Genomic DNA, 16,597 nt, shown 5'->3' on the forward strand with positions numbered 1-16,597 from the left:
TCATGTCCGTCCTCTTGTGAGACGGACTCTACTAAGTTCAGACTGGCCCGGAAATCGGGGGGCAGGTCACTGGAATCTCAGGATCCAAGGCACGCAAACTGTTCGTAAGCGTTTCGCGCGTAACATTCGTTGATCCGTTGCTCTGTAACGCCTGAAGGAGCTTTCGAATAATGGGGCGCTGCACACCCCACTCATCAAGTAACTCTTGTTTCAACCATTCAGAGTATCCAGGTTCGGCGGCATAAATGCTGTCGCATTCCAAGTCATCGAATGCCAACACGTCGTCCTTAAATGGGTCATTAGCCTTTTCCCTCATCGCGTCCACGGTGCGGGAAAGGATCGAGATTAGATCTCGAGGGCGCATCATCGTGCGCCGCAAAATGTAATTGAAGGGCTTTGCTCGCTGCCGCATCTCTGCCTTATCGAACATCGCGTCTAGATCCGTAACAGGGTCGACGCCGTGTTGTTCGCCGTAGAAGTTCACCCGCTTCAAGATCATCGCGTTAAGACTTGTCTTGTTCCAGTGCAAGAGTGCACCGCAGTCCTCTCGAAGCTTGTTCGCATCATTGATGCTCAACGTCTCAAAGATGTCCTCTCTGAGAAAAATAAGCGGGCGCAGTCGCCCATGAAACTGGGCGTTAATTGCATCCGCGGCGGCAACCAATCCACCAATAACGGGCCGAGACGAATCCACAGACGCGTCATCCCACGCTTCGTCAACGCGGTCAAAGCAAATGAACGTGCGCGGCCATCCATCTGTACTTTCCAGTGCAGCTTCTAGCGTGCGAGTTATATTGTTGACATTTTCAGTAAGACGCTGCCTGAGTGTCGCATCCGTTTTAACACTTTCAAACGAGACTTCGCCGGCGTCTGCCGATATTCCGTTGAGATCTCCTGACTCGAGATCTAAGCCAGCTGAAGGAAGCCGGAGCTTGGACAACTCAAGCATCTTCCGCCCGACGACTTGGTAGATAGATGGAGTTGGAGTATCAAAAAGCTTTTCTAGCATCCGCCCTGCGTTTCTGATTCTCGTTGGGGCAGCCTGCCCACTTCGTTCGTAATACTGCAGAAGCGCCTGAATAGTTTCCGCATAGATGACAAACTTCCATGACTGCTTGTATACCATCGAAGCAGCCTTCGTTTCATCTGCAAGAATCGAATGAATATTCCAGTTGTAGTCTTCGAAGGATTGCGGAAGAAGTAAGTCTTCCGCGCTCAGAAAGTCTTCTCGATTCTCATCAAGATACTTAAAAAGGGCCGTCTTCCCTGCACCTTTTCGACCAAGCACCAAGAAAGCGGTTGGGCTTTCGATAGCGCTGGTTAAAACCCCGTTGTCGAAGAAGTATGAGGATAGATTGTCGTCCCGCTCCGCAGAAACCTTTCCGAACTCAACCCAATCCAGGATATTCATCGACAGTCGCCCTTACCTCGAAAAGAAAGGCCAGGCCAACCATTGACTGACTGACCCTGCGTTGCCACTCGCCGCTTAGCTCACCCGCACTTGCTGTAACCACAATTCAAACAAGTCGCACACCCATCCATGATCACCACGGCCTTGGTGCTGCACTTGTGGCACATGCTCGCGGACGGCGGGAAGCTGGTGCCGTCGCCGGTGACGGCGATGTCCTCGGCGGGGTCTTCCATGTTGGCGGTGTAGTCGATCGGCTCCTGCGCCTGGGCAGGAGCGGCTATGTCAGAGTTTTTTTTTGAGCGCTGCTCGTAGGCGCGGCGCTTCTCGGCGATCAGCGCCTTCTGGGCGGCGCTCATCTCGGGGTCGTGGATCATGCCGATGGACTTGAGGTGGTCCTCGACGATGCTGCCCAGTTCTGCGACCAGCGAGGGCATGTACACGCCGCCGGCCTTGAAGTAGCCGCCCTTGGGGTCGAACACCGCCTTCATTTCGTCGACCAGGAAGGTGACGTCGCCGCCCTTGCGGAACACGGCGCTCATGATGCGGGTGAGCGCGACGATCCACTGGAAGTGTTCCATCGACTTGGAGTTGACGAAGATCTCGAACGGGCGGCGCTGTTCATGCTCGGTGCCGGCGTTGAGGACGATGTCGTTGATGGTCACGTACATGGCGTGCTCGACCAGCGGCGACTTGATCTTGTAGGTGCTGCCGACCAGCACTTCGGGGCGCTCGATGCGCTCGTGCATCTGGATCACTTCGGCCGTGGGCAGGTCGGCCTCGGCGGCGTCGCGGGCGACGGAGGTGCCGGCGACGGCCTTGTCCTTGTCGTCGGCGCCGACGACGGCGTAACCGGTGATTTTCTTTTCGATCTTGACGGCCATGACGCGATTCCTGATTGCTGTGCTTGTTATGTCGGGCGTGTTGCGGATGGGACGTGTTGCGATGGGGTCAGGCGAAGGGCCAGGCCCTCATCCCAAACCCTCTCCCGCTTTGCGGGAGAGGGGCTTTTGGAGCATCACTTCTTCTTTGCGGCCTTGCGGACTGCTTTCCTGGCGCCGGCCTTCTTTGCCGGAGCCTTCTTCGCCGGGGCCTTCTTCGCGGCGACCTTGCGCTTGACGGTGGCCTTCTTCGCGGAAGCCTTCCTGGCGACCTTCTTCGCGGCTTTCTTGACCGTCCGCTTGGCGGCGGCTTTCTTGGCGCCTGCCTTCTTGGCGACTTTGCGGACGGTCTTCTTCGCGGCGACCTTCTTCTTGGCGACCTTGCGCTTGACGGTCGCCTTCCTGGCCGAGGCCTTCTTCGTGGCCTTCTTCGTGGCCTTCTTTGCCGCCTTCTTGGCAGCCTTCTTGGCAGCCGCCTTCTTGGCGGTGCCCTTCTTCTTCAGCGTGGCGGCTTCGGCCTTGGCCGCGGCGCTGGCCGAGGCGAGGGACTTCTTCGCCTTGGACACGCGCTTGGTCACGGCCTTCTTCGCCTTGCCGGCGGTCTTGCCGACGGCCTTTTCGGCCTGCTTGGCGGTCTTCTTCGCCGACTTCACGGCCTTGCTTGCGCGCTTGGTCACGGCGCTGCCGATTTCCTTCGCCTTGTCGGCGACGGCTTCGGCGGCATTGGAAAGGGTCGCGGTGACCCCGTTGCCGTTGCTCATTGTGTTTCCCTCGTCAGGTCTGTTACGGGCGGGGCGCCCGCCGGCGAAATGTAGCGCGAAGTTCGGGGCGTGTATGCAAGTTGATAAGCCGGGTGCGGTCGCGGGCTTTGCGGTCGGGAAGCGGGGGCGCCTGCGGCACCCTCCCCTGACTTCGCAGGGGAGGCAGAAGAGCCGGGGTCAGAACTTGCCGTAGTAGCCCTCTTTCAGCGCGTCGAAGAGGTTGGCCGCGGTGTGCATTTCGCCGTCGTATTCGATCTGCTCGTTGCCCGGGACCTCGACCACGCTGCCGTCGTCGAGCTCGAAGCGGTAGGTGGTGTTGGCAAGGTCCGCCTCCTTCACCAGCACACCCTGGAAGGCGGCGGGGTTGAAGCGGAAGGTGGTGCAGCCCTTCAGGCCCTTCTCGTGGGCGTAGCGGTAGATGTCCTTGAAGTCCTCGTACGGGTAGTCGGTGGGGACGTTGGCGGTCTTGGAGATGGACGAGTCCACCCACTTCTGGGCCGCGGCCTGGACGTCGACGTGCTCGGTGGGGGTGATGTCGTCGGCGGAGATGAAGTAATCGGGCAGCTTCGCGGCCGGGTCGTCGCTGAAGGGCATGGCCTTGGCGTTGACCAGCTCGCGGTAGGCCAGCAGTTCGAAGGAGAACACGTCGACCTTTTCCTTCGACTTCTTGCCCTCGCGGATCACGTTGCGGCTGTAGTGGTGGGCGAAGGACGGCTCGATGCCGTTGCTGGCGTTGTTGGCCAGCGACAGCGAGATGGTGCCGGTGGGGGCGATGGAGCTGTGGTGGGTGAAGCGGGCGCCGGTCTCGGCCAGGGCTTCGACCAGCTCCGGGGCCACGGTGGCGACCTGCTGCATGTAGCGGCTGTAGCGCGCGTGCAGCAGCTTGCCCTCGATCTTCTGGCCGATGCGCCAGCCGTCCTTCGCCATTTCCGGGCGCTTGCGCAGCATCTCGGCGGTGACCTCGAACTGCTCGCCCATGATCGGCGCCGGGCCCTTTTCCTGGGCCAGCGACAGGCCGGTTTCCCAGCCGGCGACGGCCATCTCGCGGGCGATGCGCTCGGTGAACTCGCACGACTGCGCGCTGCCGTACTTCATCTTCAGCATGGTCACCGTGGAGCCCAGGCCGAGAAAGCCCATGCCGTGGCGGCGCTTGCGCATGATCTCGTTGCGCTGCTGCTCCAGCGGCAGGCCGTTGACCTCGACCACGTTGTCGAGCATGCGGGTGAACACGCGCACGACTTCCTTGTATTCCTCCCAGTCGAACGTGGCCTGGTCGGTGAAGGGATTGCGCACGAACTTGGTCAGGTTGACCGAACCCAGCAGGCAGGCGCCGTAGGGCGGCAGCGGCTGCTCGCCGCAGGGATTGGTGGCGCGGATGTTCTCGCACCACCAGTTGTTGTTCATCTCGTTGACGCGGTCGATCAGGATGAAGCCCGGCTCGGCGTAGTCGTACGTCGAGACCATGATCATGTCCCACAGGTGCCGGGCCTTGATGTGGCCGTAGACCTTGCAGGCCACCAGGCCGTCGTCGCGGACGATGTAGTTCTGGTGCTGCGGCCAGTCGCGCCAGACCACCTGGTCGGCGCTGTCCAGATCGATGTCGCCGGCTTCCTTCTCGTTGATCGGGAATACCAGCGGCCAGTCGGCGTCGTGCTTGACCGCGTCCATGAAGCCGTCGGTGATCAGCAGCGACAGGTTGAACTGGCGCAGGCGGCCGTCCTCGCGCTTGGCGCGGATGAAGTCCTTCACGTCCGGGTGGCTGACGTCGAAGGTGCCCATCTGCGCGCCGCGGCGGCCGCCGGCGGACGAGACGGTGAAGCACATCTTGTCGTAGATATCCATGAAGGACATCGGCCCGGAGGTGTAGGCGCCGGCGCCGGCAACAAACGCGCCGCGCGGGCGCAGGGTGGAAAACTCGTAGCCGATGCCGCAGCCGGCCTTGAGGGTCAGGCCGGCCTCGTGAACCTTCTCGAGGATGCCGTCCATCGAGTCGACGATGGTGCCCGACACGGTGCAGTTGATGGTGCTGGTGGCGGGCTTGTGCTCCAGGGCGCCGGCGTTGGAGGTGATGCGGCCGGCGGGGATGGCCCCGCGGCGCAGCGCCCAGAGGAAGCGCTCGTTCCAGTACTGGCGCTTGTCGGCGGTGGGCTCGGCCTCGGCCAGGGCCTTGGCCACGCGCTGGTAGGTGCCGTCGATGTCGGCGTCCACCGCTTCACCGGTCTTGGTCTTGAGGCGGTACTTCTTGTCCCAGATGTCGGCCGAGGCCGGCTGCATGGGAATGTCCCGGCGGTCCTGGTTCTTGTTCACGGCCTCGAGTCGGACGCTGCTCATGCTGGTTGGATCTCCTTCCTGGTTCTGCCGGCCCGGGTCATCCCGGTGCCTGTTGTTCTTGTGGCTGGTTCGTCGCTTCTGTCGCGCAATTCCGTCGCGCATCGGGCGGGCCCGGGGCAGCGACGGCAAAGCCGCGCCGCAGGCATGCGTCGCGCCGGATTCAATGCTCTTTGCCGGTCGATCCTGCTCCCATCGCGCACCACCCCCCGTGGCGTCGTGTTCACACGAAAACCCGCACAACCCCCAATGCTTGGGCCTTACCTTCCTGGTCGACCCCAACATATTGTGGCCGAACGGGCATCCAAGCTACCCGGCACCCAGGGGGAAGTCAACCGCCGCCGGCGGAAATTGTGTGACCGCCGTCCGGGCGCGGTTTGGGGGCCGCGAAAGGGGGAGATGGGGCCGATTTCGGGGCGCGGAGACCCGGACAAACGCCCGCGGCCGGAACAGCTCCCACCGGCTGCCGCCATCGGCTTATCGGGCGCGCCGCTGGCGAACTTCATTGCCAATTCAAGGGTCCATGCGGAAACTGAACGCCTCACGCGCCCGGCCGCGCCGGGACCCCAACCCGCGCCGACGCGGCGCCGGAACCGGCACCGGAAGACACCATGCACGCTCCATCGACCCGCAAGACCCTGCTCGCCCTGACCCTGGCCGCCGCCTTCGGCGGCTTCGCCGCGACCGCGATCCGCAGCGGCCTGGACCAGCCGGCCCATGCCGAGACCGCGGCGCCGGCGGTACTGCCCGGCATCTCAGCCCTGCCCACGACCGTGGCCGGGCAGCCGCTGCCCTCGCTGGCGCCGATGCTGGAGAAGGTCACCCCGGCGGTGGTCAGCGTGCGCACGCGGCAGGTGGTGCGGGTCAGCCCCTTCGGCGACGATCCGTTCTTCCGCCGCATGTTCCCCGAGCTGACCCAGCAGCAGCTCAACCAGTCGCTGGGCTCGGGCGTGATCGTCGACGCGAAGAACGGCTACGTGCTGACCAACCACCACGTGATCGAGGGCGCCGACGACGTCACCGTGATCCTGGCCGACGGGCGCACGGTGAAGGCCGAATTCGTCGGCTCCGACCCCGACACCGACGTGGCGCTGATGCAGATCCACGCCGACAACCTCACCGCGATCCCGCTGGCCGACAGCGACGCGCTGCGGGTGGGCGATTTCGTGGTCGCGGTGGGCAACCCGTTCGGCCTCGGGCAGACGGTCACCTCGGGCATCGTCTCGGCGGTGGGCCGCAGCAACGTGCCGGGGGTAGGCTTCCAGAACTTCATCCAGACCGACGCCTCGATCAACCCCGGCAACTCCGGCGGCGCGCTGGTCAACCTCAACGGCCAGCTGGTCGGCATCAACACCGCCAGCTTCAACCTGCAGGGCAGCATGGCCGGCAACATCGGCCTGGGCTTCGCGATCCCCTCGGACCTGGCCAGCGGCGTGATGCAGCAGCTGCTGGCCAACGGCGGCGTGGTCCGCCGCGGCACGCTGGGCATCGAGACCCAGGACGTGGACGAGCGCATCGCCAAGTCGCTGGGGCTGGACGTGGCCCGCGGCGCGGCGGTGACGCGGGTGTATCCGGAGTCGGCCGGCAAGGACGCGGGCCTGCAGCCGGGCGACGTGATCGTGGCCGCCAACGGCCGGCATATCGACAACGGCGAGATGCTGCGCAACTTCCAGGGCCTGCAGCCGGCGAACGCGAAGGTGACCCTGGACGTGCGCCGCGACGGCAAGCCGCTGCAGCTGTCGGCGACCCTGCGCGAGCAGCCGCACGAACTGGAAGGCAAGGACCTCGACCCGCGCCTGGCCGGCGCCAGCTTCGCCGAGCTGCCCGAAACCGCGCGCCGCAGCGGCGTGAGCGGGGTGCTGGTCTCCGAGGTCGCGCGCGGCAGCCGCGCCGAGCGCAACGGGCTGCGCAAGGGCGACATCGTGCTGGCGGCCAGCAGCGGCGGGTTCAGCGACCTGCCCGGCTTCCGCGCCAGCCTCGGCAACGAGCCGCAGCAGCTGGTGCTGCGCGTCCTGCGCGGCGGCCGCCCGGGCACGCTGCCGATGCGCTGACGCGCCGCCGGGGCATCACGCGTCGCCAACCCGGCTTCGGCCATCATGGCCCGCAACTGTCCGTCCACCTACCGGAGCCCGCAGATGAACCCCACCCACACCGACAACCTCAAGAGCAACCTCGGCGAGGCCAGCGACCACCTCAAGCAGGCCGCCAGCCACGCCGGCGACGCGATCCGCGGCGCGGCCAACGTCGCCGGCGACGAAGTGCGCCTGGGCAAGGCGAACGTGAAATCCGAACTGGCTGACGGCGCGCTGTCGGGCATCGCTGCGCTGGAGGAAGGCGCCGGTGCCGCGCGCGAGCAGGTCGACCAGCTGATGGACAAGGGCCGCGACCTGGTCGACAGCGCCGCCGACCTGATCCGCGAGCGCCCGATCGCCTCGTTCGGCGTCGCCTTCGCCGCCGGCTGGATCATCGCCAAGCTCGCCCGCAGCGGCGACAAGTAAACCGCGATCCATGCTGCGAAGGGGAAGCAGGTGACCGCACGCGAGGATGCGCCCGCCGACGCGGCGGGTGCCGACACCGACGACACGCCACCGCACCTGGACGAAAGCGTGCGCCGCATCGGCGCCGCCGGCCGGGCGACGCTGGACTCGGCGCTCGATACCGGCCGCGCGCTGCGCAAGCTGGTGTCGGCCGACATCGCGCTGGCGCGCAGCGCGCTGGGTCGCGCGCTGGCGTGGGTGGCGGTGACGATCGTGTTCGGCGCCTCGGCCTGGCTGCTGTCGATGGGCGTGCTGACCGCGCTGCTGCACTCGCTGGGACTGTCGTGGCTGGCCGCATTCGCGATCTGCGCGACGCTGAGCCTGGCCGTCACCGCCTTCGCCATCTGGCGGGTGTCGGTGTTCTTCGACCACGCGGGCATGCACGCCACCCGCCGGCAGCTGGCGCGGCTGGGCATCGGCGACGAGAACGACGACGACGATGAAGACGGCAACGCCGCCCCGGCGGGTGCACGATGAACTACAAGGCGATCCGCCGTCGGGTCGAGCGCACCGAGCAGCTGGTCGAAGGCCGCGCGCTGCAGACCGGGGAACGCGCCAAAGCGCTCAAGGCCACCTGGCGCGAGAGCTGGACGCCGACGCGGATCATCCTCGGCGGCCTGGCCGCGGGGTTCCTGACCGGCCGCGCCGATCCGAGCCGGGCACTGAAGCAGATCGGCGCGGGCGGCCGCTGGATCCAGCTGGTCGGCGCCCTGTCGGGCCTGCTGGCCTCGCTGCAGTCGAGCGTGGCCGCCGCCACCGCCGACACGGCCAGCGACCACGCCGAACAGGCGGCGGACGAGGCCGGCGACGCGGCCAGCGCGGCGCAGGCCGCGGCAGGCGAAGCGCCCGCACCCGCGCAGGCCGAACACGCCGCCGAACCACCGCTGCCGCGCAGCGACCGCCGCCGCCCCGACCCGACCTGGGACACGCGCCCGGCCCCCGCCGAGGCGGCGACCGAAATCTCCGAACGCTGACCGGTTCCACATCCGCCGAGGCCCCGCTTGAACGCGCAGGAACCGATCCACGCGAACGCCGCCGCCAGCGGCGAAAGCCTGCCTCCCGCCCCGCCGCCGCGCCCGCGCGCCCCGACTGCGCTGGTGGTGCTGGCCACGCTAGCGGTCGGCTACACGCTGTGGGCGGCGCAGGCGTTGCTGCTGCCGATCCTGCTGGCGATGTTCTTCGCCCTGGTCGGCAACCCCATCCTGCGCGGGCTGCGCAGGCTCTGGATCCCGCGCTTCATCGGCGCGCTGCTGCTGCTCCTGTTCGGCCTGGCCGCGGCGGTGATGCTGGGCCGGCAGCTGATCGTGCCGGCCAGCGAATGGATCCAGCAGGCACCGAAGGAACTGCGCCTGCTGGCCCCGAAGATCAAGCAGATGACGCAGCCGATGCAGCAGGCCAACCAGGCCGCGCAGACCTTCGCGCAGGTGACCACCAGCGACAGGAAGCCGCCGAAGGTGCAGGTGGTCACGATCCAGGACGCCGATCCGTGGAAGTCGCTGACCGCGACGCCGAAGATGCTCGCCTCGGTGCTGGCGGTGGTGCTGCTGACGTTCTTCTTCATGGTCTTCGGCGAAAACCTGCAGCGCAACGCGATCGCGCTGCTGCCCACGCGCCAGCGCAAGAAGATCACCGTCGGCATCCTGCAGGCGATCGAGCGCGAGATCTCGCGCTACGTCTTCACCATCACCGTGATCAACACCGCGGTCGGCATGATCCTGGCCGGCGCGCTGCACTGGCTGGGCGTGGAACTGCCCGAGGCGCTGCTGTGGGGCACGCTCGCGGCGCTGCTGAACTTCGCCCCCTACGTCGGCCCGCTGATCGGCGTGGTGCTGATGCTGCTGATGGGCTTCATCACCTACGACGAGATCGGCCCCTCGCTGCTGCCGGCGGCGATCTACCTGGGCCTGCATACGCTGGAAGGCCAGCTCATCACCCCGATCATCCTCGGCCGCCACATGGCGCTGTCGCCGCTGATCCTGATCCTGGCGCTGATGCTGTTCGGCTGGCTGTGGGGAATCATCGGCCTGCTGCTGGCCGTGCCGCTGCTGGTGTGCGTGAAGCTGGTGCTGGCGCGGATCGAGGGACTGGAGGGCTGGGCGCGGCTGCTGGAATAGCCGCCGCGCGCTGCGGTTGCGGTTGCGGTTGCGGTTGCGGTGTTGATGTTGCTGCTTTTGCCGTTGCTGTTCCGCTTCTGAAGATCCCGCCACCGTTTCGAAAATCCGGAGACCCGGAGGGCGCCGCACATGGATGTGCGGCGTTTTTCTACAAGACAAGGATGTCTTGTAGAAAAATCCCTTCATCAATGCCTGACCGGGTTTGCCTTGGGCACAAAGCGTTTTCTTTGGTTCGTTTCTTTGACGCTTATCAAAGAAATGAACTCGGCCGCGCAGCGGGCGAAACGCTCTTGATCCTATCTTTTGCTGTGTTGCTTCGACAAGCGAAAAGCAAGGGTCAAAGGCTTAAGCGAAAGTCAAAAGCTTCCGCCTGAAGGCGGCTTCATTTCTTTAGCTGATGCCGCTGCCGGACGCCTCCCGGAGCCCGCCCCGGCCCATCGCCGCGCGGCATCGTAGAATGCCCCCGTGAGCTTTCCCGTCCGCGCCATCACCCTCGACCTCGACGACACCCTCTGGCCGTTCGCGCCCATCGGCGAACGCATCGAGCGCGTGCTCGACGCCTGGATGCGCGAACACAGCCCGGCCACCGCGCTGCGGTTTCCCGTTGCAGGAATGCGCGCGCTGCGCGATCGCGTGTCCAGCGAAAACCCGCAGCTCGCCCACGACCTCGGCGCGCAGCGCCGGCTGACGCTGGAAGCCGCGCTGCGCGAGAGCGGCGGCGATCCGGCGCTGGCCGATGCCGCCTACGAGGCGTTCTACGAGGCCCGCAACCAGGTCGAGTGCTATCCGGACGCGATCGATGCGCTCGAACGCATCGCCGCGCGGGTGCCGGTGGCGGCGGTGACCAACGGCAACGCCGACCTCGACCGCATCGGGCTGGGGCACCACTTCCGCTTCAACCTCGGCCCGCGCGAGCACGGCGCGGCCAAGCCCGAGGCCAGCATCTTCCACGCCGCCTGCGCGCGGCTGGGCTGCGCGCCGGGCGAGGTGCTGCACGCGGGCGACCACATCGAGATGGACGTGCTCGGCGCCGCGCGCGCGGGGCTGCGCAGCTGCTGGATCGATCGCGAATCGCGCGACTGGCCGCACGAGGACATCCGCCCGGACCTGCACTTCGACACCCTTTCCGCGCTGGCCGACTGGCTCGACGCGGCTTCGCCCCCACTTCCCAAGGCTGCCAACGCATGACCCTGCCCACCGGTTTCGCCGAGCGCGACCCGGCGCTGACGCTGCGCCCGCTGTATTTCGTCAACCGCGACGGCCTGGAGGCCTGGCACGCGCGCCAGCCGCCCGCGCTGGTGCAGTGGATGCGGGCGCACGGCTTCGACGCCGCGTCCGGTTCGCAGCTGACCCTGCCCGGCAGCGAGGGCGCGCTGGCTGGCGCGGTCCTGGGCATCGGCGACGCGCTCGATCCGTTCTCCTACGCGCACGCGCCGCGGGCGCTGCCGGCCGGGCACTGGGAGCTGAGCGGCGAACTCGACGACGACGCCCGCCGCGCGCTGCAGCTGGGCTGGGGCCTGGGCGCGTACAGCTTCACCCGCTACCGCGACGCGACGCGCACGCCGGCGCAGCTGGTCGCGGGCGAACTCGACCCGGAAGTGGCGGACATCCTCGCCGCCTGCCTGCGCGTGCGCGACCTGGTCAACACGCCGACCCAGGACATGGGACCGCAGGAGCTGGAGGACGTCGCGCGCGGGATGGCGGACAGGCACGGCGCAAAGTTCGAAAGCATCGTCGGCGACGAATTGCTGGAACAGAACTTCCCCTCGATCCACGCCGTCGGTCGCGCCTCGCACCGCGCGCCGCGGCTGATCCGCCTGGACTGGGGCAGTGATGCGCACGAACACGTGGTGCTGGTCGGCAAGGGCGTGTGCTTCGACACCGGCGGCCTGGACATCAAGGGCGCCGACGGCATGCGCAACATGAAGAAGGACATGGGCGGCGCCGCACACGCACTGGCGCTGGCCGAACTGGTGATGGCGCGCAAGCTGCCGCTGCGGCTGACGCTGCTGGTGCCGGCGGTGGAGAACGCGATCGGGCCGGACGCGTTCCGCCCCGGCGAAGTGGTCGCCACGCGCAAGGGCGTGAGCGTGGAAATCGACAACACCGACGCCGAAGGGCGCGTGATCCTGGCCGATGCGCTGGCGCTGGCCGGCGAACTGGCGCCGGCGCTGCTGCTCGACTTCGCCACGCTCACCGGCGCCGCGCGCATCGCGCTGGGCCCGGACGTGCCGGCGCTGTACAGCAACGACGACGCGCTGGCCGACGCCTGGCTTGCCGCCGCCGCGCGCGTGCGCGACCCGATGTGGCGGATGCCGCTGTGGCGCCCGTACCTGCGCTACCTGACCAGCCACGTCGCCGACATCGCCAACGGCAGCTCCACGCGCATGGCCGGCAGCATCACCGCGGCGCTGTACCTGGAACGCTTCGTGCCCGCGGCGCAAAAGTGGGCGCACGTGGACGTGTACGCATGGAATGACAGCGACCGCCCGGGCCGCCCCTGCGGCGGCGAGGCACAGGGCCTGCGCGCGGCGTTCGAGATGCTGAAGCGGCGCGGCGCCGTAGCCTGACGCCCCGGTTTTTGTAGGAGCGGCTTCAGCCGCGAGCTTTGGCTCACTCCCTGCGAAGGCAGGGGGAGGGGCAACAGCAAAAGCTCGCGGCTGAAGCCGCTCCTACAGCCAGCCCTTCTGCCGCGCCAGCCGGAAGGCCTCGATGCGGTTGCCGACGCCCAGCTTGCCGATCGCCTCGGACAGGTAGTTGCGCACCGTGCCGTGGGAGAGATTGAGCTGGGCGGCGATGTCGTTCGCGGACTTGCCCTCGCCGGCCAGGCGCAGCACCTGGCGCTCGCGGTCGTTGAGCGGGTCGGCGTCGCTCCAGGCGTCGAGCGCCAGCTGCGGGTCGATCGCGCGGCCGCCGCGGTGGACCTTGCGCAGCGCTTCGGCCAGGTCCTCGGCCGGCGCGTCCTTGAGCAGGTAGCCGGACACGCCGGCGTCGAGCGCGCGGCGCAGGAAGCCGGCCCGCGCGAACGTGGTGACGATGACGACCTTCGTCGCCAACTCGTGGCGCTGCACGCGCTGGGCGAGCTCCAGGCCGGTGAGGCCGGGCATCTCGATGTCGGTGACCAGCACGTCGGGCTGCAGGCGCTGCAGCTCGCGCCAGGCGGCCTCGCCGTCGGCTGCGGCGCCGAGCACTTCGATGTCCGACTCCAGCCCGAGCAGCGCCGACAGGGCGCCGCGCACCATCGCCTGGTCCTCGGCGAGCAGGATGCGGATCACGTGCGAAGCCTCGCTTGCGGCGGCATGCGTGGCGGGCTCACGTGGCGTGCCCGCCGGCGATCGCGTGGCGGTCGCGCGCTTCGGCTTCGGCATCATCGGCATCATCGGCATCGGCGGCGGGCGTCGCTTCCGGCTCCGGTCCCGCCGCCATCAGCGGCAGCCGCAGCCGCAGCCGCGTGCCCTGCCGGCGCGGCGATTCGATTGCCAGCGTGCCGCCCATCCGGGCGATGCGTTCGCGCATGCCGACCAGGCCGTTGCCGTCCGCACCGATGCCGCCGACGCCGTCGTCGACCACCGCCACCTCCAGCTGGTCGCCGTCCCGCGCGAAGGTGATCCGGGCGGCGCCCGCGTGCGCGTGGCGGGCGATGTTGGTGGCCGCTTCACGCAGCACCAGCGCCAGGCCGCGCTCGATGTCGGGCGACAGCCCAACCGGCGGCGCGTCGTAGTCCAGGTGCACGCTGGAGGATTCGAGCATCAGCCGCGCCGAAGCCAGCTCCGCGGCCAGGTCCGCCGCGCGGATGCCGGTGACCGCGCTGCGCACTTCGGCGAGGGCGTGGCGGGCGACGGCCTCGGCGTCCTCCAGCTCGCGCTTCGAGGCGGCCGGGTCGCGGTCGAACAGCTTGCGCGACAGTTCCAGCTTCAGCGTGATCAGCGACAGCGTGTGGCCGAGCAGGTCATGCAGGTCGCGGCCGATGCGCTCGCGCTCGGCGGTGGCGGCCAAGCGCCGCACCTCGTCGTGCGAGAGCCGGATCGCGGCGTCCTTTTCCTGCGTGCTGCGCTCGACGTTGACCACCATGCCGATGACCAGCGTCATGGCCGGGATCCAGATCATGGTCTGCCACGGATAGCCGATCCACCACGCCAGTCCGACGAAGGCGACGTTGAGCGCCGCCAGCTGCAGCAGGTAGGTCACGGCGGACTGTTTGCCGCCCATGCGCAGCATCACGCAGCCGAAGATGAAATAGCTGATGCCCGCCGGATACCACGCGAGCAGCGCCATGCTGAGCAGCGCCATGCCCAGCGCCGCACGCCACGACGTGCGTCGCGGCGCCAGCAGGCAGCGCGCGTACAGCAGCAGGAACACCGGATAGGTGGCCAGCGTCAGCAAGGCCCAGCGCAGCGTGTAGCCACCGGAGAACAGCGGGGTGATGAACACCCACACCGACCAGGCCAGGTGGATGGCCTCGTTCCAGGGCGATTTGCCCAGGCGCATCTCGCAGGCGATGCGCGAATCGGGCGCGGGCCTGAGCCATGCGGGGAGCGATCCCGGATTCACCCTTGTCCTCCACAACCTGCGCCGGCGGCCATGATGCCGCATCGGCGCCGCGGCGGCAGCGCGGCCACGGCCGCGGGCCGGGCGCGGCCTGCCGTGTCAGCGCAATTCCACATGGTCGAGGAAGAACTCGAACTCGCCCGCCGGCTTCCCGGCCGCGAACGCGATCGCGCGCAGCTGCGCCAGGTCCGCGCCGGCGAAGCCGTCCAGCGGCAGCCGCACCTCGGACCATTCCTCTCCCGCGGTGAACGCCTGCATGCTCGGCATGCCCTGCATCGACGGCCCGGAGAACAGCATCGCGCTGTAGCGGCGGCCGTCGCCGCGGACCTTGAACACCAGTTCGGTGCGCGCGGTGAAGTCGAGCGCCGGCATCGCCTCGCCGCCGGGGAAGACGATCGCGCCCGCCCACGGATAGGCGAAGCCGGGCCTGATCTCGCCGCGCACCGCCAGCGCGCCGCTCGAGCCGTCGGCGCCGCCGGCCACCAGGTCGTGCGAGGCCACGGACGCACCGCCGGCGATGGCGTCGGTGGTCGACTGCCACATGCCGACGCCGGCGTCGATCGCATCGCCGTCGAAGTCGGCGAGCAGCGTTTCGTCCAGCGCGGACGCGGCCGGCGCGGCGGCACTGGCGGCCACGCGCTCGACTGCATGGCCGTTCTTCCACACGGTATCGATCGCGCGCGTGGCGGTGATGTCGGCCAGCGGATTGCCTTCGACCAGCAGCAGGTCCGCGCGCAGGCCCGGCGTGATGCGACCGCGGTCGTCGAGGCCGAAGGCGCGCGCGGTCGCGGCGGTGGCCGCGTTCAACGCCTCGGCCGGGCTCAGGCCGGCGCGCACGAGCAGCTCCAGCTCACCGTGCATGCTGGCGCCGTGCGTGGTGCCCGGGTTGCCGGCGTCGGTGCCGGCGAGGATGGTGACGCCGGCGGCGTGCAGGGCGGCGACGGACGCCAGCAGCCGTTCCGCCAGCGCCGGATCGCGTGCGTGCAGCGGGAAGCTGGCCTCCAGGGTGGCGACCTGTTCGTTTCCAAGCCACGGCTGCAGGCGCGGGTCGTCGGCCAGCCTCGCACCTTCGCCGGAGCCGGCGATGCCCATCAGCACCGACAGCGTCGGGATCACGAAGCTGTCGTGGCTGCGCGCGGCCTTTGCGAATGCCTCGTCCACCGGCGCGTCGATGAAGATGTGTGCCAGGCCGTCGGCGCCGGCCTCGACAGCCTGCATCGCAGGCGCCCTGCCCGACACGTGCACCACCGCCAGCCTGTCGTTGCGGTGCGCGGCGTCGATGGCCGCGGCCACCTGCGCGGGCGCAAGCGTCGGCATGCGCATCCCGGTGCCGTAGGCGCCGAGGTCCTCGACGATGATCTTGATGTAGTCCGAACCCTCCGCCACGCGCGCGTCGACGAAGGCGCCTGCATCGCCGTCGGCCGCCAGGGTCGGCACGTCCATGCCGTACTGGGTGCCGTGGCCGCCGGGCGCGGTGACCGCGGCGCCGGCGGACCACAGGTCGGCCCGGCTGGTGCCCGCCAGCGATCCGCGCTGCTGCTCGATCTGCGGCAAGCGGTTCCAGTCGCCGAGCATGTCCAGTTCGGTGGTGACGCCGAAGCGCAGCGCGTCGGAACGCGCGTTGCCCCAGCTGTGCACGTGCGCGTCGACCAGGCCCGGCAGCAGGGTCTTGCCGGCGCCGTCGACGACATCCAGTCCTTCCGGTATCCGTGCATCGGCGCCGACCGCCGCGATGCGGCCGTCTCGCACCACGACGTTGGCACGCTCGATCGCGCGCTCTCCGTCGAACACGCGCACGTCGCGGATCGCGAAGCTGTTGTCCCGCGGCGCCGGCTCGGCCGCGGTCGTGGACGACGGCTGCTGCGGCGCCGGTCGCTCCTGCACCAGCACCGCGGCGGTGAGCGCGGCGACGAGGGTCGCGGCGGCGGTGAGTTCGGGCCAGGATTTCATGGGTCGATTCCTCTTGGAGAATGGAGTCATGACACGACGGGCGCGGGCGGCGGATGTGACCGGCGACTGC

The 16,597-nt window shown here is 68.1% G+C and carries 14 protein-coding genes; 7 read left to right on the top strand and 7 right to left on the bottom strand.

The window, feature by feature from the left end:
* Nucleotides 1-37 precede the first annotated feature (37 nt).
* The 4 genes from ABD679_RS15320 to ABD679_RS15335 all read right to left on the bottom strand — a co-directional run bounded on the left by ABD679_RS15320 (nucleotide 38) and on the right by ABD679_RS15335 (nucleotide 5,381).
* Entirely contained in the window at nucleotides 38-1,411 is a 1,374-nt protein-coding gene (locus ABD679_RS15320; RefSeq protein WP_344760890.1) for a P-loop ATPase, Sll1717 family, read from the bottom strand.
* 80 nt (nucleotides 1,412-1,491) lie between these two features.
* Complete coding sequence (locus ABD679_RS15325) at nucleotides 1,492-2,292, bottom strand: TSCPD domain-containing protein (RefSeq protein ID WP_344760891.1); 801 nt, start codon at nucleotides 2,290-2,292, stop codon at nucleotides 1,492-1,494.
* Between the two features lie 134 nt (nucleotides 2,293-2,426).
* Nucleotides 2,427-3,050 (bottom strand): hypothetical protein, encoded by a 624-nt coding sequence (locus ABD679_RS15330; RefSeq protein WP_344760893.1) that lies wholly within the window; start codon nucleotides 3,048-3,050, stop codon nucleotides 2,427-2,429.
* 177 nt (nucleotides 3,051-3,227) lie between these two features.
* Nucleotides 3,228-5,381: an adenosylcobalamin-dependent ribonucleoside-diphosphate reductase gene (locus ABD679_RS15335; protein ID WP_344760894.1), complete on the bottom strand. Its 2,154-nt coding sequence runs from the start codon at nucleotides 5,379-5,381 to the stop codon at nucleotides 3,228-3,230.
* A gap of 608 nt (nucleotides 5,382-5,989) precedes the next feature.
* Here ABD679_RS15335 and ABD679_RS15340 point away from each other — a divergent pair.
* From ABD679_RS15340 to ABD679_RS15370, 7 genes are all read left to right on the top strand, one after another.
* Nucleotides 5,990-7,429, top strand: coding sequence for a Do family serine endopeptidase (locus tag ABD679_RS15340; RefSeq protein ID WP_344760895.1), 1,440 nt, complete (start codon nucleotides 5,990-5,992; stop codon nucleotides 7,427-7,429).
* Between the two features lie 84 nt (nucleotides 7,430-7,513).
* A complete protein-coding gene (locus ABD679_RS15345) occupies nucleotides 7,514-7,876 on the top strand; it encodes a hypothetical protein (RefSeq protein ID WP_344760896.1) in 363 nt (120 codons plus the stop codon).
* Nucleotides 7,877-7,906: 30 nt separating this feature from the next.
* Entirely contained in the window at nucleotides 7,907-8,392 is a 486-nt protein-coding gene (locus ABD679_RS15350; protein ID WP_344760897.1) for a phage holin family protein, read from the top strand.
* Nucleotides 8,389-8,889: a protein sip-5 gene (locus ABD679_RS15355; protein ID WP_344760898.1), complete on the top strand. Its 501-nt coding sequence runs from the start codon at nucleotides 8,389-8,391 to the stop codon at nucleotides 8,887-8,889. Before ABD679_RS15350 ends, ABD679_RS15355 begins: the two co-directional genes overlap by 4 nt.
* Before the next feature lie 27 nt (nucleotides 8,890-8,916).
* On the top strand, nucleotides 8,917-10,029 hold the full coding sequence (locus ABD679_RS15360) for an AI-2E family transporter (protein WP_344760899.1): 1,113 nt from the start codon (nucleotides 8,917-8,919) through the stop codon (nucleotides 10,027-10,029).
* Between the two features lie 465 nt (nucleotides 10,030-10,494).
* On the top strand, nucleotides 10,495-11,217 hold the full coding sequence (locus ABD679_RS15365) for an HAD family hydrolase (protein ID WP_344760900.1): 723 nt from the start codon (nucleotides 10,495-10,497) through the stop codon (nucleotides 11,215-11,217).
* Nucleotides 11,214-12,599 carry a leucyl aminopeptidase family protein gene (locus ABD679_RS15370; protein ID WP_344760901.1) on the top strand — a complete coding sequence of 462 codons (1,386 nt, stop codon included), beginning with the start codon at nucleotides 11,214-11,216 and terminating at the stop codon, nucleotides 12,597-12,599. The genes ABD679_RS15365 and ABD679_RS15370 overlap by 4 nt, the downstream gene beginning before the upstream one ends.
* Nucleotides 12,600-12,701: 102 nt before the next feature.
* Here the strand turns inward: ABD679_RS15370 and ABD679_RS15375 are convergent, their stop codons facing one another.
* From ABD679_RS15375 to ABD679_RS15385, 3 genes are read right to left on the bottom strand one after another with little or no spacing between them, the layout of a single operon-like run.
* The gene (locus ABD679_RS15375) at nucleotides 12,702-13,304 is read right to left on the bottom strand and encodes a response regulator transcription factor (protein WP_344760902.1); all 603 of its coding nucleotides are present in this window, start codon (nucleotides 13,302-13,304) and stop codon (nucleotides 12,702-12,704) included.
* Nucleotides 13,305-13,341: 37 nt separating this feature from the next.
* Nucleotides 13,342-14,622 carry a sensor histidine kinase gene (locus ABD679_RS15380; RefSeq protein ID WP_425561922.1) on the bottom strand — a complete coding sequence of 427 codons (1,281 nt, stop codon included), beginning with the start codon at nucleotides 14,620-14,622 and terminating at the stop codon, nucleotides 13,342-13,344.
* A 54-nt stretch (nucleotides 14,623-14,676) separates the two neighbouring features.
* Nucleotides 14,677-16,527: a CIA30 family protein gene (locus ABD679_RS15385; RefSeq protein ID WP_344760903.1), complete on the bottom strand. Its 1,851-nt coding sequence runs from the start codon at nucleotides 16,525-16,527 to the stop codon at nucleotides 14,677-14,679.
* Between the last annotated feature and the right edge of the window lie 70 nt (nucleotides 16,528-16,597).

The sequence above is a fragment of the Luteimonas lutimaris genome, assembly GCF_039537065.1.
GTDB classification, from domain to species: domain Bacteria; phylum Pseudomonadota; class Gammaproteobacteria; order Xanthomonadales; family Xanthomonadaceae; genus Luteimonas; species Luteimonas lutimaris.